23 protein-coding genes and 2 pseudogenes are annotated in these 26979 nt (G+C 41.1%); 10 read left to right on the top strand and 15 right to left on the bottom strand.

Annotated features, from left to right (window positions below; translation table 11 throughout):
* Window positions 1-266 precede the first annotated feature (266 nt).
* Entirely contained in the window at window positions 267-851 is a 585-nt protein-coding gene (locus FD724_RS16685) for a Uma2 family endonuclease (RefSeq protein ID WP_306297096.1), read from the top strand.
* On the opposite strand, the gene FD724_RS16680 is transcribed toward FD724_RS16685, so the two are convergent.
* Window positions 837-3035 carry a CHASE2 domain-containing protein gene (locus FD724_RS16680; RefSeq protein WP_179075536.1) on the bottom strand — a complete coding sequence of 733 codons (2199 nt, stop codon included), beginning with the start codon at window positions 3033-3035 and terminating at the stop codon, window positions 837-839. The two genes, FD724_RS16685 and FD724_RS16680, sit on opposite strands and share 15 nt — an antisense overlap.
* Before the next feature lie 254 nt (window positions 3036-3289).
* Window positions 3290-3574 (bottom strand): hypothetical protein, encoded by a 285-nt coding sequence (locus FD724_RS16675; RefSeq protein ID WP_179073397.1) that lies wholly within the window; start codon window positions 3572-3574, stop codon window positions 3290-3292.
* A 170-nt stretch (window positions 3575-3744) separates the two neighbouring features.
* Here FD724_RS16675 and FD724_RS16670 point away from each other — a divergent pair, with 170 nt between their 5' ends.
* Window positions 3745-3972: a DNA-binding transcriptional regulator gene (locus FD724_RS16670; protein ID WP_179073396.1), complete on the top strand. Its 228-nt coding sequence runs from the start codon at window positions 3745-3747 to the stop codon at window positions 3970-3972.
* Between the two features lie 357 nt (window positions 3973-4329).
* Here FD724_RS16670 and FD724_RS16665 read toward each other — a convergent pair whose 3' ends face one another.
* The 6 genes and pseudogenes from FD724_RS16665 to FD724_RS16640 all read right to left on the bottom strand — a co-directional run bounded on the left by FD724_RS16665 (window position 4330) and on the right by FD724_RS16640 (window position 12497).
* A complete protein-coding gene (locus FD724_RS16665; RefSeq protein ID WP_179073395.1) occupies window positions 4330-5418 on the bottom strand; it encodes a sulfonate ABC transporter substrate-binding protein in 1089 nt (362 codons plus the stop codon).
* Window positions 5419-5509: 91 nt separating this feature from the next.
* Window positions 5510-6715, bottom strand: coding sequence for an aliphatic sulfonate ABC transporter substrate-binding protein (locus tag FD724_RS16660; protein ID WP_179073394.1), 1206 nt, complete (start codon window positions 6713-6715; stop codon window positions 5510-5512).
* A 554-nt stretch (window positions 6716-7269) separates the two neighbouring features.
* Window positions 7270-7572, bottom strand: coding sequence for a TauD/TfdA family dioxygenase (locus FD724_RS16655; protein ID WP_254625976.1), 303 nt, complete (start codon window positions 7570-7572; stop codon window positions 7270-7272).
* 359 nt (window positions 7573-7931) lie between these two features.
* Window positions 7932-9066 (bottom strand): annotated as a pseudogene (locus FD724_RS16650) (ISAs1 family transposase).
* Between the two features lie 797 nt (window positions 9067-9863).
* Entirely contained in the window at window positions 9864-10685 is an 822-nt protein-coding gene (locus tag FD724_RS16645) for a class I SAM-dependent methyltransferase (protein ID WP_179073393.1), read from the bottom strand.
* Window positions 10686-11015: 330 nt separating this feature from the next.
* A complete protein-coding gene (locus FD724_RS16640) occupies window positions 11016-12497 on the bottom strand; it encodes an amidohydrolase family protein (protein ID WP_179073392.1) in 1482 nt (493 codons plus the stop codon).
* A 161-nt stretch (window positions 12498-12658) separates the two neighbouring features.
* Here FD724_RS16640 and FD724_RS16635 point away from each other — a divergent pair, with 161 nt between their 5' ends.
* On the top strand, window positions 12659-13057 hold the full coding sequence (locus tag FD724_RS16635; protein ID WP_179073391.1) for a hypothetical protein: 399 nt from the start codon (window positions 12659-12661) through the stop codon (window positions 13055-13057).
* Here FD724_RS16635 and FD724_RS16630 read toward each other — a convergent pair.
* The 3 genes from FD724_RS16630 to FD724_RS16620 all read right to left on the bottom strand — a co-directional run bounded on the left by FD724_RS16630 (window position 13028) and on the right by FD724_RS16620 (window position 15145).
* A complete protein-coding gene (locus FD724_RS16630; protein ID WP_179073390.1) occupies window positions 13028-14038 on the bottom strand; it encodes an ABC transporter substrate-binding protein in 1011 nt (336 codons plus the stop codon). The genes FD724_RS16635 and FD724_RS16630 overlap by 30 nt on opposite strands.
* Before the next feature lie 286 nt (window positions 14039-14324).
* Complete coding sequence (locus FD724_RS16625) at window positions 14325-14654, bottom strand: ferredoxin family protein (protein ID WP_179073389.1); 330 nt, start codon at window positions 14652-14654, stop codon at window positions 14325-14327.
* Window positions 14651-15145, bottom strand: a complete 495-nt coding sequence (locus FD724_RS16620; protein WP_306297065.1) for a hypothetical protein — start codon at window positions 15143-15145, stop codon at window positions 14651-14653. The genes FD724_RS16625 and FD724_RS16620 overlap by 4 nt, the downstream gene beginning before the upstream one ends.
* Window positions 15146-15192: 47 nt before the next feature.
* On the opposite strand from FD724_RS16620, the gene FD724_RS16615 reads away from it, so the two are divergent.
* Together FD724_RS16615 and FD724_RS16610 are read left to right on the top strand one after the other, a co-directional pair.
* Window positions 15193-15579 carry an IS630 transposase-related protein gene (locus FD724_RS16615; protein ID WP_179072485.1) on the top strand — a complete coding sequence of 129 codons (387 nt, stop codon included), beginning with the start codon at window positions 15193-15195 and terminating at the stop codon, window positions 15577-15579.
* On the top strand, window positions 15498-16139 hold the full coding sequence (locus tag FD724_RS16610) for an IS630 family transposase (protein WP_179072486.1): 642 nt from the start codon (window positions 15498-15500) through the stop codon (window positions 16137-16139). Before FD724_RS16615 ends, FD724_RS16610 begins: the two co-directional genes overlap by 82 nt.
* Window positions 16140-16150: 11 nt before the next feature.
* Here FD724_RS16610 and FD724_RS16605 read toward each other — a convergent pair.
* The 4 genes and pseudogenes from FD724_RS16605 to FD724_RS16590 form a co-directional block, all read right to left on the bottom strand.
* Window positions 16151-17302: pseudogene (locus FD724_RS16605) on the bottom strand (FAD-dependent oxidoreductase); the annotation flags it as partial.
* 357 nt (window positions 17303-17659) lie between these two features.
* Window positions 17660-18673, bottom strand: a complete 1014-nt coding sequence (locus FD724_RS16600; protein WP_114081409.1) for a glycosyltransferase family 2 protein — start codon at window positions 18671-18673, stop codon at window positions 17660-17662.
* A gap of 108 nt (window positions 18674-18781) precedes the next feature.
* Window positions 18782-19492 (bottom strand): TVP38/TMEM64 family protein, encoded by a 711-nt coding sequence (locus FD724_RS16595; RefSeq protein WP_114081408.1) that lies wholly within the window; start codon window positions 19490-19492, stop codon window positions 18782-18784.
* Window positions 19493-19909: 417 nt separating this feature from the next.
* Window positions 19910-21805 carry an iron uptake porin gene (locus FD724_RS16590; RefSeq protein WP_179073388.1) on the bottom strand — a complete coding sequence of 632 codons (1896 nt, stop codon included), beginning with the start codon at window positions 21803-21805 and terminating at the stop codon, window positions 19910-19912.
* A gap of 469 nt (window positions 21806-22274) precedes the next feature.
* Between FD724_RS16590 and FD724_RS40945 the strand changes: the two genes are divergently transcribed.
* From FD724_RS40945 to FD724_RS16570, 5 genes are all read left to right on the top strand, one after another.
* Window positions 22275-22400, top strand: a complete 126-nt coding sequence (locus tag FD724_RS40945; RefSeq protein ID WP_256874291.1) for a hypothetical protein — start codon at window positions 22275-22277, stop codon at window positions 22398-22400.
* 310 nt (window positions 22401-22710) lie between these two features.
* Window positions 22711-23859 (top strand): FMNH2-dependent alkanesulfonate monooxygenase, encoded by a 1149-nt coding sequence (gene ssuD / locus FD724_RS16585; RefSeq protein WP_179073387.1) that lies wholly within the window; start codon window positions 22711-22713, stop codon window positions 23857-23859.
* A gap of 86 nt (window positions 23860-23945) precedes the next feature.
* Window positions 23946-24773 (top strand): aliphatic sulfonate ABC transporter permease SsuC, encoded by an 828-nt coding sequence (gene ssuC, locus FD724_RS16580; RefSeq protein WP_114081405.1) that lies wholly within the window; start codon window positions 23946-23948, stop codon window positions 24771-24773.
* A gap of 117 nt (window positions 24774-24890) precedes the next feature.
* Complete coding sequence (locus FD724_RS16575; protein WP_114081404.1) at window positions 24891-25661, top strand: ATP-binding cassette domain-containing protein; 771 nt, start codon at window positions 24891-24893, stop codon at window positions 25659-25661.
* A gap of 336 nt (window positions 25662-25997) precedes the next feature.
* Window positions 25998-26945, top strand: a complete 948-nt coding sequence (locus FD724_RS16570) for a D-2-hydroxyacid dehydrogenase (RefSeq protein WP_179073386.1) — start codon at window positions 25998-26000, stop codon at window positions 26943-26945.
* The last annotated feature ends 34 nt before the right edge of the window (window positions 26946-26979 follow it).

Genomic DNA, 26979 nt, shown 5'->3' with positions numbered 1-26979 from the left:
TCGTAATTAAATATGAGTTTGTCAGATATTCCTAATCTCTGGGTTCCTCTAGCGCTTTTAGGTTTAATTATTGCCGCTGCTGTATTTTTTAGTCGTAGCAATTGATTAGTAAAGTATTACAGTTGAAGTGGAGGTATTAGCTCTATGTTCGCTGTTGTCACACCCGATACAATCCATTTGCCCCAGGCGCAGTAGTACGCCTACCCGGAAGTTGGCAAGATTATCAAGCACTCAATAAACAACTAGGCGATCGCTCCTCTCCTCGTATTAAGTATCGAGATGGAGAAATTATCTTGATGGCACCGCTACCAGAACATGGGCGTAAAGTAAGTGTAATTGCAGATGTAGTCAAAGTTTTGCTCGACCATCTAGGACGAGAATACGAAGCATTTACCCCAATCACAATGGAACTGCCACAGGAAAGTGGTATAGAACCAGACTACTGTTTTTATATTGAAAACTGGGAGGCAATTGCAGGTAAAGATCGCCTCAATTGGGGCGTTGATCCATCTCCCGATTTGGTGGTAGAGATAGATATCACCAGCTACACCGATGTAAATGACTACCTGCCTTATCGAATACCAGAAGTTTGGTTGTTCAGGAAGAACCAGCTTGTAATTTACAGATTGCAAGGCGATGTCTACCGACAAGCCGCTTCGCGTCTACGCTACACAGTTGAAAGCAGTAGCCGTTATTTCCCTAACATCAATGTGTCAGAGGTAGTCACAGAGTGTTTAAAAATTGCCTACACCGTAATACTAGCGCCGCAATTCGGGAATTACGACGGAAATTGGCGAGTGAGAGTTAAAATTCCTACCTTGGGATGCTTGCTAGAGCTACATACGTTTTAAATCTTGTAACACTGCGGCGGCTGATTGATAGCGATCGCTAAAATGATAGCAAACCATTTTATCTAAAATACCTGCCAATTCTTCGCTGACTGGCACTGTATGCCGCCACATCACATTCCCCGTTTCTGGATCTGGGTGGAGTTCTTGCGGTGGTATTCCAGTTATGGCTTGAATACCAATCATTCCTAAAGCGTAAATGTCACTACATAGACGGGGATGGCCTGCAAATTGTTCTGGAGGTGCATAACCCCGCGTCCCAATGGCTACTGTAGCTAATTCTGTTTGCTCGCTAGTTGGGGGTTGCATCAATTTGACTGCACCAAAGTCAATCAATACCAGCCGATTATCTTGAGCGCATCTAATAATATTAGTTGGTTTGATATCACGATGAATCACTCGATGCTGGTGAACAAATTCTAGAACTTCTAAAACTTGTTTGAACATCTCTATGACAAATGATTCACTTTGCACATCCTGCACAGGTGGTAATTCTTCACTTAAAGTATGTCCTTCGATATATTGTTGAATTAAATAGAATTCTTGGTCATCTTCAAAATAAGCAAGTAGTTCAGGAATCTGATGATGTTTACCCAAAGATTCTAATATTTCAGCTTCACTATGAAACAACCTGCGAGCAACTTGCAAAAATCGTGTATCTTGACGGGCTGGCATTAACTTTTTAACTACACAAGTAGGATTACCCGGTCGTTGAGTATCCTGTGCTAAATAAGTGTGACCAAATCCACCTGAACCAAGAACTTGAGAAATTTTGTAGCGTCCACCCAAAAGCAAATTACCTGATTTTATTTCTGGTGAATCAACTGGGAGAGGAAAACCAAGAGACGAATCGGGAATTGCGGTTTTGTCTTCTAAGAGTACATTTAATTGTGCGATCGCTTCTTGTTGTTTTTCAACTTGCAGAATAATCACCTGAGTTTGTCGCTGATTTTGGTAGCTAGTATAAGCAATTACACAAATACTACTAACAACCAAAGTAAGAGCAGAGGGAATTAAAGGCACCCATCCAGCTTGCAAAAACAAACCAATGCAGATTCCTACTAACCCAAGTAGAGTTGTCCCTCCCACCACTAGCAACAGCAAGGGATTTTGCCATCGCCATACGATAATTCCACCTAAAAGCGACCAACCCCACATCCAAATAAATTCTGCCCAGTCTGGCCAATACCAAATTAGAGGTCGCCCATCCAACACTGTACTGATGAGTTGACTTGCTATCTGTGCATGAATAAACAGAGCAGGCATTTTAGCTGGCTGATCCGGCAAAGTGCTGTAGGGTGTATAGAAACCACCAGGAGGGAGATTAGCAGCCGTAGTGCCAATAATTACAAGGCGGTCTTTAACTAAATTGGGGTTGACTCGGCCACTAAGAACATCTCTTAGGGTTACTTGGTCGGCGAGGCTGTTGGGGTGACGGTAATTTAATAATATTTGATAGCCATCTGCGTCCAGATGTTGATAGCTACCGGAATTAGGTTGTAAACGCGGAAAGAGAGTTTTACCTAACTGTAATTCTCCTTTATTAGTAAACTTGTATTCAATACCTTGTTTTTCTAGATAATTAATTGCTATTAGCGCCCCAAATGCAAATGATGTTGTACATTTATTGTCTGTAGAGTAAGCAAATAATAAACTACGGCGGAGAACTTGGTCGTTTTCATTGTCAGAAACGACATCGCTAAACCCAACATTATCTATAGGAAAATTAGTCGGTGGTGGAATTTCATCTCTACCCAAACTGCTTAACAAGCAAGTGCTGACAATGTTATCTTGATTTGGGAAATTAGTTGCCAAATTGTTGTCTTCTGGTTGGAAAAGATATAAGCCAACAATTCGCGGTTGATAAGACTCGATTTTTTTTAATAGCTGATTGATTGTCCGATCTGATAAAGCCCATTTCTCTCGTTTAAGATCGTCGTCAGTGATTTTTACTAGCAAAATCCGCCGATCAGGTGCTTGTGCTGGACGCGATCGCAACATTTCATCATAAACTCTTAACTCCCAAGGCTGTAACCATTTGAGTTCCCGAATTCCCCAGATAAAGACGGTGACTCCCACACTGGTAAATAAAATAATCTGCAACCAGCTTTTGTTCTTGGAAGTTTCACGGGAATCCTGAACTTTGATAAAAGGGACACGGAGTTTTTTTAATAGTCCACTAATCACAGCGTTGCGGCAGTAGCCTGAATTGGGTAGATGTTGCAGGCGCAAAAGTTAATTTTCGGACTCTAGGTTAAAAGCTAATTAACCTGAGCTTCTCTATTAATGTAGCAATTTACTTGTTGGTGAGAAACCTTGGCGTATTTCTACTCTTAAAGCAAGCTGACGCGCAGCATCAACTATAGAAATAAGCGATGTCTACGACAGGTTATGACGACGCTAGTTCGCTCTTATCCTCTCCCATTGCCCGCGCAATGGCACTAATCATCTGTTTGAGATGTTGGAGTATCTTCAACAGCACTGGCAATAGAGAAAGCAACAGGATTAGTAGATGGTGTTAGTGAATCTAACCGGGGTTGTTCGAGCGATGCTTCGATACTTGGCTCATCAAAATAGGAGCCAATAATTTTATCATAGTTAGAAGCAACAGCTAAAAAAGCGCCACCCAAAATATAGATAGGTAGTGGCAAATTAAATTCTTGCAACCAGTCAAAGAATTCCGCCAAAGCAAACAGCACTAAAAAGCAAGCAAGCCAAACTCTCATATTTTCTATTTCCTAGATTGAAACAATTCTATTAATAGCTTAAATAGCTTGCATGATAGTTGATGTAGTACATAACCATCAAATTACAACCTTTATAACCATAGATAGGTGCATTCAGAGTTATAGCATCTGCTATATTGCAATATCTTGTAAAAAAATATATTTAGCCTATGCCTGCAATCAAACAGCCAAGCATTGCACTGTTGGTTCGTGAGACTCGGCAGTGCCTCAAACTATCACAGGTAAAACTGTCAACGATGTTAGGAGTTTCATTCCACACTGTAAATCGATGGGAAAATGGACGAACACGACCTTCGCCACTCGCTATGAAACAAATTGAACAGCTATTATACCAGATGGGAGAACCTGGTGAGGCACTTTTAACGAAATATTTTTAATAATGGCAAATGTAACACAGTAGCATCATAGATGAAGTACTACCCATTCGTGAAAAATTAATGCCAAGCAAGTACTTTCAGCCCGATTTCACAGGCATCTTGCCAAATTATTAGAGCAAGGTAAATTAGTAGAAGCGATCGCTAACTTAGGTAATTTCTGATGAAAAAAATACCTAAACCTCATCTATGTTGAAACCTAGAGTTTTTTAAAAGATATATTGATGTAGGTTGGGTGCAGCGATCGCGTAACCCAACATAAATAAGGTGGTAATGTTGGGTTGCGTTTCACTCCACCCAACCTACAAAACTACGGTTCTCAAGGTAGACGAGGTTTAGGTATCATAATCTGATTAGTTTCTATTTTTCGCTGATCAATGTTGGTGGAGTAATAGCCGCATATTCTTTGGATGTTAGCAGTGCTTCTTGAACATCAATCTTTTTGGGCAGAATTTTTTCGTTATAAAATAAATCGGCAACACTTTGTTGAGCTTTCATCAATTCTGGGGTAATTCCTTTTAATCGATAATTAGCGCGTCCAGAAATTATTTCTTGAATGGGTAAATCAATTTTAAGTACAGGTGCTATGAGTTTGGCTACTTCTTGACGATTTGTTTCTGCCCATTGACCATTTTTATCAATCTCTTCCAAGATAATCCGAAGTAATTCGGGATTTTCTTTAGCAAACTCCCGTGTTCCTACATAGTATCCGCCTGGAGTACCGATATTTGTCGCATCTCTCAGCACCCGCGCACCGTGGAGTTTTTCTACCAAAGCTAAATGAGGATCGCCAGTTACCCAAACTGGGATAGTACCCTGAATAAATGCACCACGGGCTTCCACATTGGGCATACTCAGAACTTGAATATCACTGTATTTCAAGCCCATTTCTTCTAAAGCTTTGATAATGAAATAGTGAGAAGCTGAACCTTTTTGAAAGACTACTTTTTGTCCTTTGATTTGCGCTAAACTCTTAATTGGAGAACCTTTAGGAACTACGATCGCACTTCCTTTCCCAGAAGTAGCAGTAATTCGTCTACCAGCAAGATAGACAATTCTTGCACCAGCAGCTTGGGCAAAAATGGGAGGAGTTTCTCCAACTGAACCAACATCAATTTTGCCGACATTCATCGCTTCCATGAGTTGCGGTCCTTGGGCAAATTGTGCCCATTCAACTTTCACACCCAAGGGTTCCAAGCGTTTTTCTAAAACTCCTCTCACTCTAACTAAATCACCAGAACTTTGATATCCCATTCTCAGAAGTTTTGTTTTAAAACTAATGGTTTTTGTTGCTGCTGGATCTGCTTTTGGTTCGGTTGCGCTATTTGTATTATCACTGGGTGATGTACAACTGGTTAGTGTGGTAGATAAAGCCAAAAAACCAGGCATTACAAACAATGCCAATCTTCTAATAATTGGTGATTTTTTTACTACAGTATTGCTCAACATTTCTACAACTCCAGGCTAAATTAATCTCTGCTCTTAAGAAAAGATAAGTTTTTAAATTATTAAATTCAAGCTTGATAACTTTAATAATTTCCTATTTTGATTTAATTGATTCTGGTATAAAAGCCGCATATTCTTTTGGAGTTAATACACCATCTCTAACATTAACCTTCTTTGGTAAGAGTCCTTGGCTGTACCACAAATCGGCAATTTTTTGTTGCTTATTGACAACCTGTTCAGTAATTGGTAGCAACCCATAAACTGATTTAGCTTGAATCTCTTTCAAGGTAGGAACATCAATACCAACATCAGGAGAAACAAGTTCTGCTAATTTATCGGGGTTATTTTTAGACCACTCGTTTGCTTTTGCAAGCTCCTCCAGGAAAATTTTGAGAACTTCAGGATGCTCTTTCACAAATTTACGTGAGGTAGTATAAAAGCTTCCAAGATCCTGGAGTCCTTGCCCATCTATTAATACACGACCAATATTTTTTTGTACGGCTCTTGTAATATATGGTTCCCAAGTTACCCAAACATCAAGTCCACCCTGACTAAAAGCAACATTTGCATCTGGAGGTGGTAAGAAAACAGATTTAACATCAGTGAGCTTTAGCTTATCTTTTTGTAGTGCTTTTAGCAAAACATAGTGAGCAATAGAAGCTTTTTGAAAAGAAACTTTTTTGCCTTTAAAGTCGGCAGGACTTTTAATTGGAGAGTTTTTCGGTACCAGAAAAGAGACTCCTTTACCATTAAATGCTGTAGTCACTACATAGACAAGTGGTGTACCTGCGGCTTGGGCAAATATTGGCGGTGATTCGGCTGTGGCTGCAATATCAAGAGAACCTGCATTTAATGCTTCTAAAGCTTGTGGCCCAGCAGCAAACTCTAACCACTTGACAGTAAAATTCTTTGCTGCCAAACTTTTTTCTAGAGTTCCCTGTTTTCTCATAACTGCAAGAGAACCAAGCTTAGAATAAACAATTCGAACTTCTTGTTTTTGGGGAGTATTAGAAACTGATTGACTTTGAGCTTCCGTACTAATTGCAGATGCTTCGTTCTGAGTTGTTTTATTTTCTTGGCTGCAACCAACTATACTGATTGGGATTGTCAGAGATAAAGCAGCTACAAGTAAAGATAGATAGTTATGTTCAATTTTATATTTAGCTGCTCTTATAGTAGCTAGACTTTTATTAGATATCAGATTTACTATCGGAACGAAAGGCTTTAAATTCTCAATTTCCGCTTTTGTCGATTTATTAATAGATATATGGAATTGCTGCAAATATTTAGAAAATGCCATAAAAATCTATTGTCTCCTTCAATCGAAAACTTTTTACTGTAATATTATTGTGTTTAACCAAATTGGTTATTAAATACAGTTGATATCTCAATAAGCTTCAGTTATGGTTAGCGCTCTTTGCCAAAGTCACTTTTTTAATTAACCGCAGAGGCGCAGAGTACACAGAGAGAAGAAAGAGAAGGCAAAAATTGTTTGACTGAACTGTATTGGTTTATATTTTATCGGATTTGGTCTTTGAATAAAGTGTTAATGAACACTACCTAGCAGAGATAAGAAGGTTTTTTGTAAATTTATTTTTGTGAGTGTGGTTTAAGCAATATTTATTTTAATAAGCAAGGTTAAATAGAGTTGATATTTGATTTATAAAAAATCTGCATAACTCAAAAAGAGGTGTTTGTAATTATTGTTGAAACTAGTAAATATCAAAATAAAGTAAGATTAATGTATAGAGTTATTATGATAAAGTAAATATTTTTTATTTTTTTATTTAGAAACGAGGGTGGATGACTACCACCCCATTTTTAAAAGCGTTATATCTATCTAGATAATAAAACCTAAAAAGGACGGCTACCTGCAAGACTAACTCGCTTCAAAACCCGTCGCTCATTTGGATCAAATGCTTGACGGTAATGCAAGGTAGCTTGATTATCCCAGTAGACAATATCACCTACAGACCATTTGTGTTGGTAGTAGAATTTGGGTTGATTTAGATGCTGACGCAACTGTTCAATCAATTTAGAACCTTCTTCTGGTTCTAAACCGACAATTTCAACTTCTGTCGCTGCATCTAAGTAAAGATGCTTTTTACCACTCTCTGGATGTGTCCTAACTAAAGGATGGGGAAAAACAGGGCTTATTAAAGGAATATTCTTATCTAAACGATATAAAGGACGCGGTGCATTCCGGTCTTGTAAGAATGGGTTGTAGGTAATTAGCTGTAAATCTGCAATCCGTTCTTTGGTCAGGGCAAACGCATCTTATTTACTAATAAAAACTAAGGGAGATTCCAAAATGACATAGATAATTGCAAAAATCGGTGAAATGATAAATAAAATAAATCAAATATTTTTCAAAATTTGAATTAGCTTATCTTCAACTGAATGACTAATCGTCAATACTAAAATAATTCAATTATGAGCTACATAAGAATATATTTACTTAGAGAATAAATAAAACTTTTATGTAAAACATTCAACTCAAGTTTTGATGTACTATTTTAAGCTAACGCTAAAATACTTAGTAAGTATTTGTTATCCATCGCCGCGAGAAACTGTTTATTTTTGATTCCACGTTTGACACGCTTCTCTTGACTTAAAAGATTGACTGCAAGATGTCTGAGAATTGCAAAATTATGTGGGGCATTATCTTTTCTAATTCGACAGTCATCTTCTCTTAAGGCAACATCCAATAGCCAATGCAATGAATTTTCAATTCCCCAATGACTGCGAATAGAATTACCAAACTGTTTAGCATCTGACTCAAGGCTACTGATAAAATACCGAGTTTCAACCGTTGTTTCACCATTGAATGAACGGACAGATTCTACCATGCCAACACTATTAAAATTTGACCAAATTGAATCTGGGTTAAGCCGAGATTCAATTTGAGAGAACATTACGTAATTGCGGATTTCATGACGACCATGCCCTGTTTCTTCTGTTTTATACGTGCTATGTGCAATCCCCTCAAATCCTGTAGCTATGCCTGAAGAGAATAGTTTTTCTACTTCATCATAAAGATTTCCTTGATTCTTCTTTAACCCAATTACATAATCTGCATTTTGCTGTGTGATTAGCTTCACAATCTCCTTCTGGCAGCCAATTGCATCAATGGTCACAATACATCCTGACAGTTCTAATACCTTTAATAATTCTGGAATTGCTGTAATTTCATTTGATTTTTGATCTCACTTTTACTTGTCCCAGCACTAATTTATTTGTAGTTGCCCAGGCACTTACCATTATAATTGCGCTTTGGTCACTACTTGTATCATAAGAACCACGTAAAGTTTTCCCATCAAGCGCGACAACTTCACCATCAGTTATCTTCTGTATTGATTTCATCCAGCTCAGAAAACATTCCTGGAACTGTTGAGGATTTATTTGTGCAAATACTCTTGCAAATGTATCGTGGGACGGAATCCCATTTGGTAATTCTAAAAATGTTTTTAACCATTCATACTTTGCACAACCATAAGTCTCTACGGCTACCCAACCATCCGCACCACAAATCACAGCACATACGGCAATGGTCATGATATCGATTAATTTATGTCGTTTGGTGCGATCTACTCGTGGATCTTGTATCACCGCAAAATGGTCAGCAATCGTAATTTTGGGTTTCAGCTTCATAGAGAGGAGAATAAGAACGTAATTCTTCTTTCTGATAAATGTGAGAATACCACGTTCAATGAAGGCCAGCCGTCCTCACTTTCACAGCATCTGTAAAAGTCACTTTGATCGGAAGGGCGATGGTGTAACCGTCCTTCCCGGCGGCGATCGCATAAATTGAGCTTTTCTTTGTGCTGATCTTCTCATAATTCCTAGTCATTAATCTAAAACTATTGAGAATCAGACTGTGAGAAAACCTACGCTAGAAGAGTGGAGAACTGACCGTGAAAGCTCAGGCAGCCGTCGGCTGCCTCTAACTCCCCCCTCGTAATGATTATCATTTTTATAACGAGTGAGATTTAATTTCCTCAAAGCCTTATGTAGTTTGAGTCTTGGTGTATTTCGCCCTGATTCAGGCTCGTCAATATTTAGATGCGTTTGCCCTGGCAGTAGCCCAAAGCAAATAGCAAAGAACGACGTGTTGTTCTTGGGCTTTTTCTAAATTCAAACTTTCCTTTTAAAGCTGGCATGGGTTGTTTTATTGATTCCCTTTAGGTGGTTAGAGCAATGATGATTAATTGCAATATCAAGAACGAAAATGTTTTTTAAAACTCCAATCAGTAAATGTTTTTATAACTTCAAAAACTTTACTGATGAAATTAGGGAAGAGAGTGGGTATTACCCACCCCGCAACGACTCGAGGAACTGAAACTTTAATAGTGAGGTGGCAAAAATTTAGGAAGTGGAGTGAGAAAGGCTCACTCCAGTGTCGTGCTAGTGGAAGATTAAAATTTTTGAGTGAAACTCTATCTTTTTTGCTAGTGCTTCCAAGCGACTAGGATTGTAGCCTTGAGTTCTTCTGTGAAATGTCCAGATGGCTCAACTGCTAGCAGCGCTTCTCTGAGATCCTTTTCAAATGCTGGAGCGTTATCGCCATAGAAAATTTTCAGAGAGAAGGCTGTAGTGTATAAATAGCCGAGATAGCTATCGATAGTCCAAGATTTTTCAAATGGCACTTCATAGTTTTCTTGACGAGCAAAAGCTGAATTGCCAATTACAACTTCATGGGGAGGATCAACTGGCTTACGAGTCCCTTGTCCTCGTTGTCCAGTCCGTCGTTCTTCACCTAACCATTTTTTTACTACTCCAACAGCAGCTTGTTTCCAAGGTAAATTGCTTTCCCAAGGGTTATCACCAGTCTGAAGCAGTGCTAATCCACCATCATCAGTTAGCAATTCATAAATGCGTTCAAGCACTAATTCGCGTTCCATCCAATGGAAGGCTCTACCAATAGTTGTTAACTTAAATTTCCCTAAACTAGAGTCGATTAACTCTGCTCCTTGTTCTAACCAAGTAATATTATTTGCTCCGACTGCTGCTGCTTGTCGTTTAGCTTCTGCAATCATTTCTGGATCGGGATCGATCGCAACAACTTCTTCAAATTGGGTTCGTAGGGCAATTGAAATTAATCCTGGGCCAGTACCCAAATCAAGGAGTCGTCCTTGACCATTGAGATTAAATATTTCGGCTAGTTTATCAAATACAATCGGTGGGTATTTGGTTCTATATTGAGCGTAGCCTTCAGCTGCTCCCTCAAATAAACTTGGGTCGTAGGTTGGAAGTGTTTTTAGTTGAGTCATATCAATTTTGGATTTTGGTAAGGGATTTCCAAGAAATAAATTTATCCAAATAAACGAACCACAGAGGCGCAGAGAACGCAGAGGGAGGAGAAATAGAGAGGATCTTTGCATCAGTTTGGGGATATTTTTTTAAACTCTCATTTCTCCGTGTCCTCTGCGCCTCTGCGGTTCGTTATTTAGGAGAAATGTAGAGTGGGCAAGGCCCACGCTACAAGTGAACAGAGGAAATGGAACATGGAACGTTGTGATTGTCCTTTGTCATTAGTCCTACCCTGCGGGAAGTCGCTGCTGCGTCTATGTCCTTTGCAAATGACTAATGACTAATGACAGTTATTTCTTAGCAGCCAGATATTCGTTGGCGGCTTTCTCAACACCTGTACCCTTGAAGAAGTCTTGATTGAGACTGGTGTACAACTCTAAGGGATGGATTGAGAGGAAGTAGCGGAGGTCTTCTTCGGTAATGATTTCGCGTTCTGCCATTGAGTAGGCGTTGGCAGTAACGGCGGTGATATCAGGCACATCCCAGTGACCGGAATCGGAACCTAAGAAAGCTTTAACTCTATCCCCAAATGGGTTAGCTGCACGATTAAAAGCTTGGCTGACACGGGTATCGTCTGATTCTGTACCGAAGTAAAAATGATTCAGGAAGCGATCGCGGATATCCTCTGGCTTAGTAACTCCTGCAACGGCGAATTCATCCAAATCACCTGGTTCTAGGGGAGATAATAACTCAGCGTGGAAACCTAAACCGCTACCTAGTTGATCCAAACGACCATGTACTAATTCGCCACCGTAACGGGTATATAGTTCTAGTAATTCTTCGCGATCGATATTGGCGGGATTGTTATTTTCCACCAAATGGTCTTTATTGCGAGTATCCCAATGCCAAATCAAATCGGTGTACAAACTAGCACCCCAAGCTGCACCTCCTTCCAAAAAGGCAAACTTGAGTGTAGGGAAGCGGTGAGTTACACCACCAAAGAACAGAGATTTACATAATGCTTCCCCAGCCGATGCAAAGTGACCAATATGGTTGTATTGGTAATTGCTAATGGAACGCCGATTGATCCAGCCCATACCGGAAGAGTGGGTGGTGGGTACAACTTTCAGTTCTACGCACTTTGCCCAGAAGGGATCGTAATCATATTTACTATCCAAGCCAAAGGTATCAATCCAGATGGCTTCGTTGGCTACTTCTTCGCCATATTTCTCAAAGGCAGGAATCGGGCGGCGGATATGTCCGGGGATTTGAATGGCTTTGAGTCCCAGAATATTTACCGCATATTCCAATTCTGCGATCGCCTCTTCGGGCGTATTCATTGGGATAGCAGCAATGGGTGTTAAGCGATCGCTATAAGGACGGAAAATATCAGCGTGATAAGTATTAGCCGCACGACAAACAGCCCGCCGCATTTCTTCATTGCCGATGTGTGGAGCCATCGTTGCCAAGTTGGGGTACACAACTGCAAAGTCTGTACCAGCTTCTTGTAAGCGTTCGTGTAACAACTTTGGCAAGCTAATGGTAGCTAAATTTAGGGGATCGTTAGTGGGACGAGTCCAGAAAGGAGGGCGGGCGGTGCGGTAAGTGCGGCGTTCATCCCAAGATTGTTTAAACCATTTAGAGCGAGATGCACCGGGTAAGTGTTCTTGAAAACGCTCTGCGATCGCAGTTCCAGCAACTTGCTCTAAATAGTCTAAGAATGCTGGGGGAAATTCTTGAGTATGTATATCTGTGTCAATGATCGGATAACCAAGTTTTTCGCGGATTTGAGCAGACTTGGTTTTATGTGGACGGTCTAGTGCAATAGTCATGGCCATTTTACCTAGATTTTCAAATGGATTGGTCAAGAAGGAAGCAGAAAGTTTACAGGGCTTACGCAAAATAAAGGAAAAACGAACCGCAAAGGCGCAAAGGACACGTTCGCCCTTGGCGTTCCCGAAGGGTAGGAATGAAAGTTTTAGAGAGTTATTGCGTGAGTCCTAAGTTTATAAGTCTGGGAGTTGAGCCTTTGAGCTTGGGAGTTGAGCTTTTGAGCTTGGGAGTTGAGCCTTTGAGCTTGGGAGTTGCACCTTTGAACCTGGAATTTGCACCTTTGAACCTGGGAGTTGCACCTTTGAACCTGGGAGTTGCACCTTTGAACTTGGAAGTTGCACCTTTGAACCTGGGAGTTGCACCTTTGAACCTGGGAGTTGCACCTTTGAACTTGGAAGTTGCACCTTTGAACTTGGAAGTTGCTCTTTTAAAAGACTTAATTACAGAAATTTGTTTTTCTTGCTCAGAAAAGTCACTGATTTCTATCTCCTCATCTTCGTCATCTCCCCCACTCCCCACTCCCCATTTCCTATTTTTCTTCAGCAACCCAGTCTGTTAATTTAAAGTCCGACTTTGCTAAACCCTGCGAGACTAAAAATTTCTTTGTTCCCTCTAAAAGTTTCACTCCCTCGGCTGGTAATGGTTCTTCTGATACCTGTCTGAGTGGGAACGATACTTTTATAATATCGATGGGATATTTAGTAGTTTGAGCATGATACTGATAATATTCTTCAGAATTAGCTTTTAAATCCTTAGCTGCTTCTGTGAGAATTGCATTAAATTTCTGTGGGAAATCAGGCTGTTTTGCCAGAAAACTTTCAGTTGCTACAACTAATGATGTCCCTGAAAGACCCTTATGATTCGCAGAAGAATCAATCACTGGAAACCCTTGTGATTTCAGAAAAGGCCCCAGATCGCTAGAGGTTGCATAAGCTGCTATATCACCACGTTCTAAAGCCGCTTTTGCCTCAGTAGTCATCAAGTGAACAACTTTTACATCCTTGGCAATTTTAGCTTCAGCTAACAGACCCAGCAGGTATCGGTGCATATAAGAGCCTTTTTGGGTAGCTATTTTTTCACCCTTAAGTTCAGCAAGCGATCGCGGCCCATTCTTTTTCGCTACTAACCAGGCGGTTGTATTAAATTGACTGATCCGCAACAGTCGGGTTTCCTGACCCCTAGCTTTCAAAACTATGGCTGGTGTATCCCCTAAAGAACCAACATCTAATTGTCCGGCGACAAGCGCCTCATTTAGATCCGGCCCGTTAGGAAACCTTGCAAAAGTAATGTTTTTAAATCCTGCTTTTTGCAACTCACGATTTAAAATTCCTTTTTTCTTTGCCCAACCAAGTGCCCCTGTAGGTTCTGAACTACCTACATAACCTATTCGTAGGGTAGAAATATTATTAGATGCAGCGACAGCTTTATTGACATTAACAGCCTCAATGGATTGAGCAGATTTAGTTTCACCTTGGCTACATGCTGTAGTTAGTAGCAGTAGGACACAAGCTACTGAGGTTGATAATCTCGTACTAGACATAAGGTATCTAGGGCGTGTTTCCAAACCTCTCGTTAAGCAATCTCGTCTTTGAAGATCCCCCCAACCCCCCTTAAAAAGGGGGGCTTTAAGAATTTCTTTTCCCTCTTTAAAAAGAAGGGCTTTAAGAATTTCTTTTCCCCCCTTTTTAAGGGGGGTTAGGGGGGATCTTCGAGTTTGAAAACAGTCACTAGACTCAAAATACCTAATTTTTATAGGACTACGTTCTGCTTCCTGCTTCTTGCTTCCTGCCTTTTTTAATGCCAGCATGACTTTTTTCTCCGCCGCACTACTTCATCTGCTTCAAAATTTGGAATGTTTGATCCGCTTTTGCTGTTGAAGTACGTTTATGCCCCCAGCCGATGTTTTCCCGGTAACTACCCAGTAGCCCAACTTCTGCCAATTCTGCTTCGTTGACTGAAGCCGTCACATCGCTTTCTGGTGCTACATAAAGAGCATCAACTGGACAATACAATTCGCACATATAACAGGTTTGGCAGTCACTCTGTCGAGCAATGGTTGGCGGCGCATCAGGTACACGGTCAAATACGTTGGTTGGACAAATATTCACGCAGATATTACATTTTATGCACCGCGATTCGCTGACCAACTCAATCACACTGCTGCTCCTATTTTAGATAAAGGCTTTTCTGTACTTAGCGGCTGACTCTTCACCCAAACCTGATCTAATCCGCCGCTAATCACGTGATGTTGCTGGTTAGCATCAAGTTCTGGATAGTCTTGATGTTTGTGCATCCCACGAGTTTCTTTACGTTCAATGGCACTGCTGTACATCCATCGCGCTGTGGCTACCATTGCCGTAGCTTCTCGCGCCCGGATTAGCTCTTTATCTGATGTTACCTGGCTACTGCGGAGTTCTTGCCAAAGATGATTTAGCTTACTCAAAGACTCGGTTAAGCCTTGTTCTGTACGGAAATAGTTCTTTTCGTAAGGGAATACTTCAGCTTGGACTGCTTGAATAATTTCATCAGTTGCTAAGGAGCGATGCCTTCGGCGGCAAGCTACGCTCCCACTCTGTAATCCTACCTCTCCAACACCCTTAACATGGCGTTGAGTTTTATGTTCTCCCAAGCTGCGGGTATACAGCACTTCCGTCTGTTATAAGGTACACTAGATTAAAATATAAATATTTTTAAATGAAGTCATACTCTGTCGATTTTCGAGAAAAAATAGTTGCGGCACATCTTCAGAAAAACATCTCAATCAGAAAAGTAGCTAATATATTTTCCGTCTCAAAGAGTTTAGTCCAAAAGCTTGTAAAACAACAAAAAGTTGAAGGAAATTTACAATGCAAGCCACGAGGAAAGCCACAATTTAGTCATCTAACAAATGCTGACATAGAGTTGAGAGAATTAGTTGAATCACATCCTGATGCAACATTGATAGAGTTGTGTGAATTATTCGCAGATAAGACTGGTAATTGGGTAGGTCGTAGTGCAATGTGTCGGGCGTTACAGAAATTAGGATTAAATCGGAAAAAAAAACAAAGCGGAGTACCCAAGCAGGCACGGAGAAAGTCCTGAATTTAAGATTAGATTTTTGGGAAAAGGTCAAACATATAGAGCCAGAAAATTTAGTATTTTTGGACGAAACTGGCGTTTTACTTGGTTTAACAAGGACTCATGCCCGTTCACAAATGGGAACAAGAGCTTACTCTCTTAACCCCTTCTATCGGGGATCAAAAGTTACAGTAATTGGAGCAATTAGTATTAAAAAAGTAGTTGCATTAATGACAATGAATAATTCAATGGATGGCGAAGCTTTTGAATTATTTATTGAGAAGTTTCTAGTGCCAGAGTTATGGTCAGGAGCAGTGGTAGTTATGGATAATTTATCCGCACATAAAATCGATTCAATTGTGCCAATGATTGAAGCTGTCGGCGCTTCAGTTATTTGTTTATCCCCATATTCTCCCGATTTTAATCCAATTGAATTATGGTGGTCACAACTTAAATCTTTTTTACGCAGTTTTGCTCCAACTACAACAGAAATGGTTGATAAACTAATATCAGTTGCACTCGACTTAATAAATCCTCAACATTTAAGAAACTGGTTTGCTAATTGCTGCTACTGTACCTCATAACAGCCGGAACTGCTGTATTCAGCAGCCGATTTCCCTGACCAATAGCCAGAAGATATTGCCCAAGCTGCGTTGTGACTACCACCGCCAGTAAATCCGCCACAAATCAGTTCGCGTGTAGCCGCATCTCCAGCCGCATAGAGTCCCCGCACAGAACTAGCACAACTCTCATCGACAATCCGAATTCCTCCCGTACCGCGCACAGTTCCCTCTAGGCGCAGAGTGACAGGAAAACGTTGGGTAAATGGATCGATACCTGCACGGTCAAAGGGTAAAAAGAAGTTGGGCTGTGCTAAACGCATAGATGGCCGCATCGATTCCGCCGCTTTGTCTATGATGGCGTAAACTGGCTGTTGCAGTAATGTCTGGGCAATTACCGATCGTCTATGAGAACTTGCACCCGGAATCACACTACCGTCTTCGTAGGTGAAAGTTGCCCAATTATAAAACAGGGTTTTGGTAACTGAAGAAAAAGCGGGGGAGATGCCATAAGCATTAGAAAATTCCATACCCGACATCTCAGCACCAGCTTCAGCAGCCATCAGATAACCATCCCCCGTCAGGACGTTGCATCCTAACGCTTTACTGAGAAATGCACAGCCACCTGTTGCGATAATTGTGGACTGCGATCGCACTATCCATTTCTCACCAGTTTGACGATTCACACCTGTTGCACCAGCAACAGCACCATCGTCATCTACCAGTAGTTCTAAGGCGGGGCTGTTGTCTAAAATCTTGACTCCAGCACGTTGAATTTGCCGCCGCATCAGCCGCATATACTCAGGCCCTTGCAGCGATCGCCGATAGGGTTTGCCTTCATCGTCGGTAGGAAAGGGATAACCCCACTCTGCTAACTGATTGACGTTTGCATAAGTCTGATCCAGTACTCGATCCATCCAATTGCGATCGGACAAAAATCCACCCAACGATTCTCGACTCGCCTTTGCAGTTTCTCGTGCTTCTGGGTCAGGTGGCACATACCACACACCATTTCCAGATGCAGCAGCGCATCCAGTCGTACCACAATATCCTTTGTCTACCAGGACAACTTTTGCTCCACTTGATGCAGCACTCCAAGCCGCCCAAGTTCCAGCCGGGCCACCTCCAATCACAAGCACATCTGCTTCTAAGTCAAGTTCAAAATCGGTTGTTAACGTCTTCAGCATTTACAATTTCCCCCCATCGATAAAGTCTTAAGCATCAAGTCTTCACCCCATCGATGCTGCAAAATATTCAGAAATCTGTTTGCCCATTTACTTGAGGACTTCTCAGTAGCCTCTATTTATGGCTCATTTAGCCAGAATAGAAAATCCTTTAACTTGATCGGCGAACCGTAGTTTATTTATATAACAAAGCTTTTCACAGTTTGAGATAAAAAGCAAGCATTTTAACAAATTCAAATGTAAATTTATCAAAACAGAATTCAGGTGTCAGGACGGGCTAAACCCTAGCTATCCGCTAACAAAATTAATAATGAATGCTGTACAACGGAGGGTAGCAAGGCCGCGATCGGTAGAAATATCTTAAGAATCCTCATTTCTTTTAAGGTGGGGAGCCTCAACTAGTTTGTCAGTATTATGATGTGTTGAATTGGGCGATTTAGAATAGAAGCCACCTACCTCTGCCAAAGTATAAAGGGGTCTAGCTTTAACTTCTTCATAGATGCGCCCTATATATTCGCCTAAAATGCCAACACTAACTAACTGCACAGATCCGAGAAAGAAAATTGCCATCAAAATAATCGTGAACCCAGTTAAAGGCGAATGGGGAAGAAAAAGCCGCCAATACAAGATTAATAAAGCCATGAAGATGGCCGCCGCCGCCGCTAATAAGCCTAAGTAGGTTGATAACCGCAGTGGAACTATTGAAAAGGATACTAAACCATTAATAGCAAGGGCCAAAGATTTGCTGAAAGTGTATTTAACTTCCCCAGCAAAGCGGGGATCGCGCTCGAACCGAATTGCTGTTTGCTGAAAGCCAACCCAAGAACGCAAACCACGAATGTAGCGGGTACGTTCTGGCATAGAATTGAGAATATCTACAATTTGCCGATCCATTAAACAAAAATCACCAGTATCAGTAGGAATATCTACATCTGCAAGCTTCTTGAGGAGACGATAAAAAAAGTAGGCAGTAAAACGCTTAAACCATCCTTCCTTGAGGCGTTGAGTGCGTTGAGCGTAGACGACCTGATAGCCCTGTCGCCATTTTTCAATCATGTCTGGGATTAGTTCTGGCGGATCTTGTAAGTCAGCATCAAGGATGATAATAACTTGACCTCGAACAAAATTAAGACCGGCAGTAACTGCAATTTGATGACCAAAGTTACGAGCAAAGCTCAAGTAGCAAATGCGTGGATCTTTTTGATGGAGTTCTCGTATTAATTGTAAGGAGCGATCGCGGCTACCATCATTGATTAAAATTAATTCGACAAGACCATCTAGCCGATTCATTACTGCACTTAGTCTGCGGTATAGTTCGGGTATAATTTCTTCTTCGTTATAAATTGGAACAATCAATGAATACTTTGGTAGCATCTAGGAATTCCGTTTAATTTTGAAACAGCCAAGCTGACAGACTGCTTCTCATGATAAATGGTTTAGTTCTCAGTATACTTAGCAAGATTCAAGTCAGATTGTTATAGTTTATTTATTCTCCGGGTTGATGTCATCTGAAGAGTCAGATTCTTTAAGGCTTTCTACAGCTTTTTTAGGAAAAGTCCGACGATGGCGATACCAAGTAGACCCTGCTACTAGTATTCCAGTTAAGCCCAAAGCTAGTACTAGCGGCAAAAAATCACCTGTTTTGACTGCTTTCAAACCAGAACTACCTAGTAGTACAAAAGGTAAGACACTAGGAACAGTACCAAGTGTTGTGCCCATAACATAATCTTTAAAGCTAATCGAAGTCAGTCCAGCAACAAAGTTTACTAAGCCATAAGGCATGATTGGTACTAGTCGGATGGCAAACATATAAAAAAGCCCTCCACGCCGTACCTCCGCATCCATAGCTTGCCAGCGTCCTGCTAGTCGTTTTGCAACTGTTTTCCGTCCAATAGTACGAGTAAAAACGAAAGCAATAATTGCCGCAATAATTGCTCCAAAACTAGTCCAGAAAGTACCCAGCCAAGGGCCAAAAATTGCACCTCCAGTCAAATTCAACACTGTTGAGGGCAGAACTAACATAGTTGCTACAACATACAAAGCAACATAAATAATCGGTGCCCAGATACCAGAAGCTTTCAGCAAAGCCTGAATTTGTGCTGGTTCAATACCGCCAATCAGATATACTCCTATACCAGTTGCAATTATGCAACTCAGCGTAAGTAGTAAAATGCCAGTTTTCAAGTTCCACACTAGAACTCTACTCCTACTTTTTTTGTAACATAACCCATGTTTCGCAAATATCCCTTTTAATTAACTCGCATAAACGAGTCAAAAACGAAATGTCCTCAAGATGTTTTTCACAGCCGGAAGAATCTTGAGAACAGTTAAGTTTTTGACAATCCATTATTAAGGATATGCCAGTGTAGCGATATTTGTTCAGTCTGGGGAGTGTCAACAAAGAGGAAAGGGGGCAGAGGAGAATGGCACTAAGATAAGCGCAAACCCATGATTTAACTGGCTTTTGAGTGTGGGGACTGTGGGGACTGTGGGGAGCCAGATTTCTTCCCCATCCTCCCACACCTCCCACACCTCCCACACCTCCCCTGCCTCCCTTGCCCCCTGCCTCTTCGGTCAAAGTTCTACATTAGAAAACCTAAGTTTTCCCGATTAAAACCTAAAGACAGTACGAACCCAAGCAAATAAACTATCAGGATTGCTGGCATCAGAGTCCGGTGCAGTAATCCAGATTAAACCCGGTGTCACCTCAATATTATCTCCGATTTTATATTGGTAAAATGCCTCAACGTGCAGGGAGGTATCTTTGTCTGCTTGTCCTGCACCTGCTCCCAAATTTACACCCTGACTGAGCCTGGTGAGTTTCGGCTCCATACCAACTAAAATCCCCCCTAAAGCACCCTCACTAAAAAGATCGGGGAATGCTAGTCCTACAGCCCAATCCATTGCACTACCATCACCGCGCCCTAAATAGCGGTGCGCTCCATAACTTATCCACCCATTAATTGCCAACTTGGAATTAACTTGATAGAACGCCTGTAGTCCATAAAGATTGGCTACAGTTCCCGCTCCAGCTACGGTGCTGTTTACCAGGTTACTACCGACTGCTGGGCCGAAGTTTGTTCCGCTTAGACCTTGGGTATTCGCTGGACTATAAGTATTGACGTAAGTTGCCGCCACCCGAAAATTTCGATTAGAGGAGTAGTAGATTATCTGTGCTAAAGCTAAATACCTGCCTGTAAATAAGCCATTATTAGTTGTGGGATTACCACCGTTTGGTGCGCTGTACGCTATCCCCACTTGAACCTGTTTGCCTAATTTTTGGAGTATGGCAATTCCGGGCCCGCTATCTCCATAGTTATAGACTAAAGACCGCCGTGAAAATCGTGAAATCCCATTAGCGCCGGTTGCAGAAGACGATTCAAAATATGGATTGATAGGGCCAGAAAGACCTATCTCACTAGCTCCATCAGACAGAGCATAAATGTTAACTTGAGTATCTGGATTAGGTAAAAAACGATACCGTACACCACCGAGAAGAATAGTATTACGTGCAAAGGTAATACTGGAGTTATCAGCAGTTCTCCCCTCAAAAGTTCCTAATAATCCAGCTCTTGTTTGTCCTAATGATTCAATATTTCCACCTGACAGCGATAAGCTTAGTGAATCTTTACCGTTAAAACTAGTGTTTAACCGTAAAGTCGTTGAACCTTGAAGTGTGGCATTGCGAGGTGCAGGTCTTTTGGTAACGACATTATTGCCAGCCAGAACCGAGCCAAGAACAATCTGCGCTCGACCTATAAGTTTAGTTGTGGTTGTAAACTGATTTGCCTCTAATTTCGCAGTCCGCGTTTCCAAGTTATCTAAGCGTCCCCGAAATTGAGCAAGTTCTGGAGAAAATTGTTCTTGTAGTTTTTTGATGGCATCCAAGTCTTCTCGTTTGACCAAATCTGCCGTTGAAGTCGCTATTAATTCATTGAGGCGATCTAAAGCAGCATTCAACCCAGCAGCAAATTCATACCGTGTTAGGGCACGATTCCCTTTAAATGTGTCATCTGTATATCCAGCAATTACACCGTAGCGCTCCACCAAAGACTGTAATGCTTGAAATGCCCAATCTGTGGGCAAAACATCTGACAATTGCGAGACGGATGTTACTTGTCCTGCTGCATTATTTGTAGCTTTTTTATTAGTCGGTGGTGCAATTTCCAACAATTGCGAGACAGGTGTGACTCGTTCTGGGCTGGTAGCCTTTTTACTAGTTAGCGGTGGAATTGAAAAAGAAGGTAGGACGCAGGATAGCGCACAGGAAGCAGGAGGGGATGCGACCTCTCCTGGCCCTTTGCCTTCTGTCTCTATCGTTGAAGTTTCTAGTGTTTGATTGACAATTGCTTCTGGAGCTTTGTTCACTTCTGCTTCAGCAGTAGATACATCAGATTTAGGGAGTTCAGCGTGACTTTTTACTGGATAAAAAACCAGAATGGCTAGAATATCTAGCAATAAGAACGTGAACATTATGTATCTATATTTAGAGCGAAAATTCGACATTACTCTTGAACTCCTCAACCTGAAAAACGAATAAATTAGCTCTAGCTTTGACAGAAAAACTAGCAGAAATTATTGATGAAATATTTGTGCTAAACCATTAGTTAATGAGTTAGCAAAGGTTCCCCTAGTAAGAAAAGTGCAAATCCCCGATAAATATCGTAAGCATTACTAGGCAATTCAGTGTAGACTCCAAAAATCATAGAAAATTCTCAAAACAAAATTCAAAATTCGGTTTGATATTGGAGTGCGACTGGTGAGATAAGGCAACAAAATTCATCCACGGCTACTGGCATCGACTAAATCTTGAATTTAATTCAAGGTATTGATTGACAATTAACATTAGCTGAATACACTAATTAGTAAGCAGCTAGATTTCACAATCTCAATTGTTAAGAAAAGCAGATAAAACGATAAGTCGATAGATTTACCGGATTTTGCGTAAAATTATCTTTGCATAGAGCTTGTTACAATGCAAGACCCAGTATTTATTCATGAAGAGAAAATATATCAAAATTATTGGTTAGGTCAACTCAACCCAAGCAACTGCGATCGCGTAGCGTGCCGTAGGCGATCGCCGCAGATAGTCACTCGGTAAAAATCCCCTATCCCTATATTTATGGGGATTCCTCCTGCCTATTCCCTATTCCCTCTTCCCTCTTCCCTATTCCCTCTTCCCTATTCCCTCCTTTTTGCCTTACTCGATTAAAAGTTGTATTTTCCAACACAGCAATTCTGACTACAAAAGTGTCAAAATTACCCACTAAGGAGTTCGTTATTTAGGCAGCCCTTTTTTACTAATGGTTAAATTAAGCTTGATTTTTAGATAATATCGGGTAAAATTTTGACTATAAAATACGGCAATTCGATCGGATAATCGTATATTAAGTTCTCATACCCTGATAGATATGGAAATTCTCTGGTTTATTCCTACTGGATCTCATGACGGACGCTATTTAGGCACAGATATTGGCTCTCGTGTTGCCACACCTGATTATTTGCAGCAAATTGCTCAAGCTGTGGATAATTTAGGCTACACGGGTGCATTGTTACCCACAGGGAGTTCTTGTGAAGATGCTTGGATAACTGCCGCCGCTTTTATATCTGTCACCAAGCAGATGAAATTTCTCGTGGCAATTCGTCCAGGAATTACTTCTCCTGGTGCTGCTGCACGGATGGCAGCAACATTTGATCGGATTTCTAAAGGAAGATTGTTAATTAATGTGGTGACAGGTGGAGATCCGGTGCAACTCGCTGGGGATGGCTTGCATCTTAATCATGACGATCGCTATGATTTAACCGATGAATTTCTTACCGTTTGGCGGGGTATCGTCAGTGGGGAAACAGTCGATTTTAAAGGAAACTACCTGGATATCAAAGGTGGTAAACTCCTATTCCCACCAGTCCAAAAACCCTATCCACCATTGTGGTTTGGTGGCTCATCTGCGGCTGCAAAGCGCGTTGCTGCTAAACATATAGATGTTTATCTAACTTGGGGCGAACCTCCACAGCAAGTTGCTCAAAAGATTGCTGAGGTTAAACGACTGGCGGCTGAACAAGGTAGAACAGTCCGCTTTGGGATTCGCTTGCATGTAATTGTGCGAGAAACCGAGTCTGCGGCTTGGGATGCTGCCAATGAGCTGATTAAGTATGTTGATGAGGATGCGATCGCAAAAGCTCAACAACACCTAGCTAGTTCTGATTCTGAAGGACAGCGACGGATGAGTCAACTACATAGTGGTAGTCGAGAAACCCTAGAGATTAGCCCCAACCTGTGGACAGGAATTGGATTAGTGCGGGGTGGTGCTGGTACAGCCCTAGTTGGAGATCCCGATACTGTTGCCGCTAGGATGCTGGAATATCAAGATTTGGGCATAGAAACCTTTGTGTTCTCTGGATATCCCCATTTAGAAGAGGCATATCGTACAGCTGAATTATTATTTCCACGTTTACCTTTGCAGAGGGAAACTGCACCGCTAACGCCACCAGTCTTGAGTACTGTTAGCGAAATAGTTAGCAGTGAAAAATTTGCTAAACAACTAACGAGCGCTTCATAAATAATTTGTAATTCGTAATTTGCTCTTTAATTACGAATTATGTTGACGAAGCTTCTAGATTCATCTTTGCGGAAATCTAAAATCCCATGACTATTACCCTTAAACACACCAAAAGAAACAATAATATATCCCTGAGCGAGGTGTTAGAAAACCCGCAAATCGATAAAATAGTTCCCTGGATTGTACCCGTTCTAGTGCTAGTACTTTGGGAATTTGCTTCCAGAACTGGTTTACTTTCAACCAGAATTTTACCAGCCCCAAGTGGCGTAATCGCTACAGCCATTAGACTAGCCTCCACCGGAGAACTTTTTCAACATATAGGAATTAGTGCTGGACGGGCGATATCTGGTTTTATAGTTGGTGGCAGTATTGGGTTCGGTTTGGGATTGCTCAATGGCTTTTCCCGTATAGCAGAAAAGTTATTGGATAGTTCTTTGCAAATGCTCCGTACTATACCTAATTTGGCATTAATTCCCCTGGTAATTCTCTGGTTTGGTATTGGCGATCAAGCTAGATTATTTTTAGTGTCTATGGGGGTATTTTTCCCGTTATATCTTAATACATTTCATGGCATTCGCAGTGTAGATCCTGGGTTGATTGAAATGGGGAAAGTCTATGGATTGAAAACACCACAACTTCTGTGGCAAATTATTTTTCCAGGAGCCTTATCTTCAATTCTCGTCGGTGTCCGTTTTTCTTTGGGGATTATGTGGCTGACATTAATTGTGGCAGAAACGATCGCAGCGGATTCTGGACTGGGTTATATGGCAATGAATGCCCGTGAATTTATGCAAACTGATGTTGTGGTTTTGAGTATTGTTATCTATGCACTGCTGGGTAAATTAGCAGATGCTGTTGCCAGAGGGTTAGAAACCAAATTCTTGGCTTGGAATCCTAACTATCAAAGGTCATAAATGGCAAAATCACCAAGGTCAAATCTTAAAAACTCTTGATTTTGGGTGTAGTTTTCAAATTCAATATTTCACCAAATAATTCAATCCCAATCGTTCTGAAAAAATGAGGTTTTGCAAGTGAGTTATAATGTACAAGGTACGCAACTAAGTATTTTGGATTTGACGAAATCTTTCGGTAATAAAACTGTTTTAAACTCGCTAAACTTAGAAGTTGAAGCAGGTGAATTTGTCGCTATCGTCGGACGTAGTGGTTGTGGTAAAAGTACCTTATTGCGTCTGGTGTCAGGATTAGATAAAGCAACTTCAGGCGGAATACTACTGGATGGAGAACCACTGCGTAGACTCAGCCGCTCTGTAACAGTGATGTTTCAAGACCCCCGCTTACTGCCGTGGAAGCGCGTTGTTCAGAATGTGGGGTTAGGCTTGGAAGGCAATTGGCGTGAAAAAGCTTTGTGGGCACTCGATAAAGTCGGACTCAAAGATCGGGCTGATGAGTGGCCTTATGTCTTATCTGGTGGACAACGGCAACGGGTGTCATTGGCAAGGGCATTAGTTAGCCAGCCCCGTTTGTTATTGTTAGATGAACCTTTAGGAGCATTAGATGCTCTAACTCGTCAAGAGATGCAGGGTTTGATAGAGAACTTATGGCAAGAGCGGAGATTTACTGCATTTTTGGTGACTCACGATGTAGAAGAAGCTGTGGCGTTGGCAGACCGAGTGATAGTGATTGATGAAGGACGTATTTCTCTCGATTTACCTGTAAAACTTTCACGTCCGCGAGATAGAAGTAGCGAAGTGTTTATCAATATCAGAGAAGCAGTTCTTCAGCGAGTAATGAGCAATGAAAGTACTCAGTCAAATAACCAATTGTTGCAGTTGAGTAGTTGAGATTTAGCTTTCGTTAGTTGATTAATGTAATGCTTGAGGTAGCTGTGGTAAAAATAGGCTACTTCGAGAATCAATGTTATTAATATAGTTATCTAATTTGCGAAAAATAATTTTTTATCGAAAAAGGAGTCAAGAGTTAGAATTCTATTAGGTATTCTGACCGAAAAAGCGCTTGATTCTGAATTCTCCTTCAAAGCAAACCGCAGAGACGCAGAGAACACAGAGAGAATAAAGAGATATTGCCACAAATCATTTAGTAAATAGTGCTTTTATTTATTAGTAAACCAGAAGCAATTTATAGAGATATTTCTGTAAATAGAAAAGAGGTGATCTACCATGAAACTGATCTTACCGCTCGATCTCGTTGCTGACATTGAGCCTCATCTACCGCCTGATACAGAGGTTGTCACAGTAGATGTTGAAGGAAATTTAGATGGGGATGCTACTGATGCTGAAGTTTATTTTAGTTGGTTTTTAACCAGAAGCCCGACGCTACATAAAATAATAGCAGCAGCACCTGCACTACGTTGGCATCATGCACCAAATGCAGGCGTGAATCACATCCTGACACCAACTTATTTGGAAAGAGATATTATCCTCACCAATGGGGCTGGGGTGCATGGAATTCCGATCGCAGAATTTGCGATCGCTTATATCCTAGCTCATGCCAAACACCTGCAAGAATTATATGCTCTACAAGCGGAACGTTACTGGAAAAGAGGCTTTGCCATCCAAGAATTGACAGATGCTACCTTACTAATTATCGGCGCTGGTGGTATTGGTCAAGAAATCGCCGCCCGTGCTAAACCCTTCGGCTTAAGAATTATTGGCAGTCGTCGTCATCCCCAAGAGCTACCAAATTTTGATAAAGTAGTGGGTGCTGATGAATGGCGATCGCTCCTGCCAGGAGTTGATTATGTAGTTATTGCAACACCTCTAACTCCAGAAACCAAAGAATTTATTGATGAATCTGTATTGCGATCGCTCCCAAAACATGCCTACCTAATTAATATTGCTCGTGGTGGCGTAATCGATGAATCGGCTTTAATAAAAGCACTCACAGAAGGTTGGATTGCAGGTGCAGCATTAGACACAGTTAATTCAGAACCGTTACCACCCGAAAGTCCTTTGTGGTCACTTCCTAATATCTTTATCACACCTCATACTTCAGGCCATTCACCAAAAAGCAAACAGCGTTCAATAGCACTATTTATCGACAATCTGAAGCGTTACCAAGCTGGTCAACCATTACGAAATGTAGTAGATAAAGAAGCAGGATACTAAAGAATTAAAAATTAAAAATTAAAAATTAAAAATG

This window comes from Nostoc sp. C057, assembly GCF_013393925.1.
In the GTDB taxonomy this organism is placed as follows: domain Bacteria; phylum Cyanobacteriota; class Cyanobacteriia; order Cyanobacteriales; family Nostocaceae; genus Nostoc; species Nostoc muscorum_A.
The sequence above is the reverse complement of the archived record's forward strand: the minus strand, read 5'-3'. Positions and strand labels throughout refer to the sequence as shown.

What these genes read in the sequence shown, in the direction of transcription:
- FD724_RS16630 (WP_179073390.1), bottom strand. Translation starts at nt 14,038, where the DNA reads ATGTCTAGTACGAGATTATCAACCTCAGTAGCTTGTGTCCTACTGCTA.
- FD724_RS16645 (WP_179073393.1), bottom strand. Translation starts at nt 10,685, where the DNA reads ATGACTCAACTAAAAACACTTCCAACCTACGACCCAAGTTTATTTGAG.
- FD724_RS16600 (WP_114081409.1), bottom strand. Translation starts at nt 18,673, where the DNA reads ATGCTACCAAAGTATTCATTGATTGTTCCAATTTATAACGAAGAAGAA.
- FD724_RS16640 (WP_179073392.1), bottom strand. Translation starts at nt 12,497, where the DNA reads ATGACTATTGCACTAGACCGTCCACATAAAACCAAGTCTGCTCAAATC.
- ssuC (WP_114081405.1), top strand. Translation starts at nt 23,946, where the DNA reads ATGACTATTACCCTTAAACACACCAAAAGAAACAATAATATATCCCTG.
- FD724_RS16675 (WP_179073397.1), bottom strand. Translation starts at nt 3,574, where the DNA reads ATGAGAGTTTGGCTTGCTTGCTTTTTAGTGCTGTTTGCTTTGGCGGAA.
- FD724_RS16670 (WP_179073396.1), top strand. Translation starts at nt 3,745, where the DNA reads ATGCCTGCAATCAAACAGCCAAGCATTGCACTGTTGGTTCGTGAGACT.
- FD724_RS40945 (WP_256874291.1), top strand. Translation starts at nt 22,275, where the DNA reads ATGCAAGACCCAGTATTTATTCATGAAGAGAAAATATATCAAAATTAT.
- ssuD (WP_179073387.1), top strand. Translation starts at nt 22,711, where the DNA reads ATGGAAATTCTCTGGTTTATTCCTACTGGATCTCATGACGGACGCTAT.
- FD724_RS16615 (WP_179072485.1), top strand. Translation starts at nt 15,193, where the DNA reads ATGAAGTCATACTCTGTCGATTTTCGAGAAAAAATAGTTGCGGCACAT.
- FD724_RS16590 (WP_179073388.1), bottom strand. Translation starts at nt 21,805, where the DNA reads ATGTCGAATTTTCGCTCTAAATATAGATACATAATGTTCACGTTCTTA.
- FD724_RS16660 (WP_179073394.1), bottom strand. Translation starts at nt 6,715, where the DNA reads ATGGCATTTTCTAAATATTTGCAGCAATTCCATATATCTATTAATAAA.
- FD724_RS16570 (WP_179073386.1), top strand. Translation starts at nt 25,998, where the DNA reads ATGAAACTGATCTTACCGCTCGATCTCGTTGCTGACATTGAGCCTCAT.
- FD724_RS16665 (WP_179073395.1), bottom strand. Translation starts at nt 5,418, where the DNA reads ATGTTGAGCAATACTGTAGTAAAAAAATCACCAATTATTAGAAGATTG.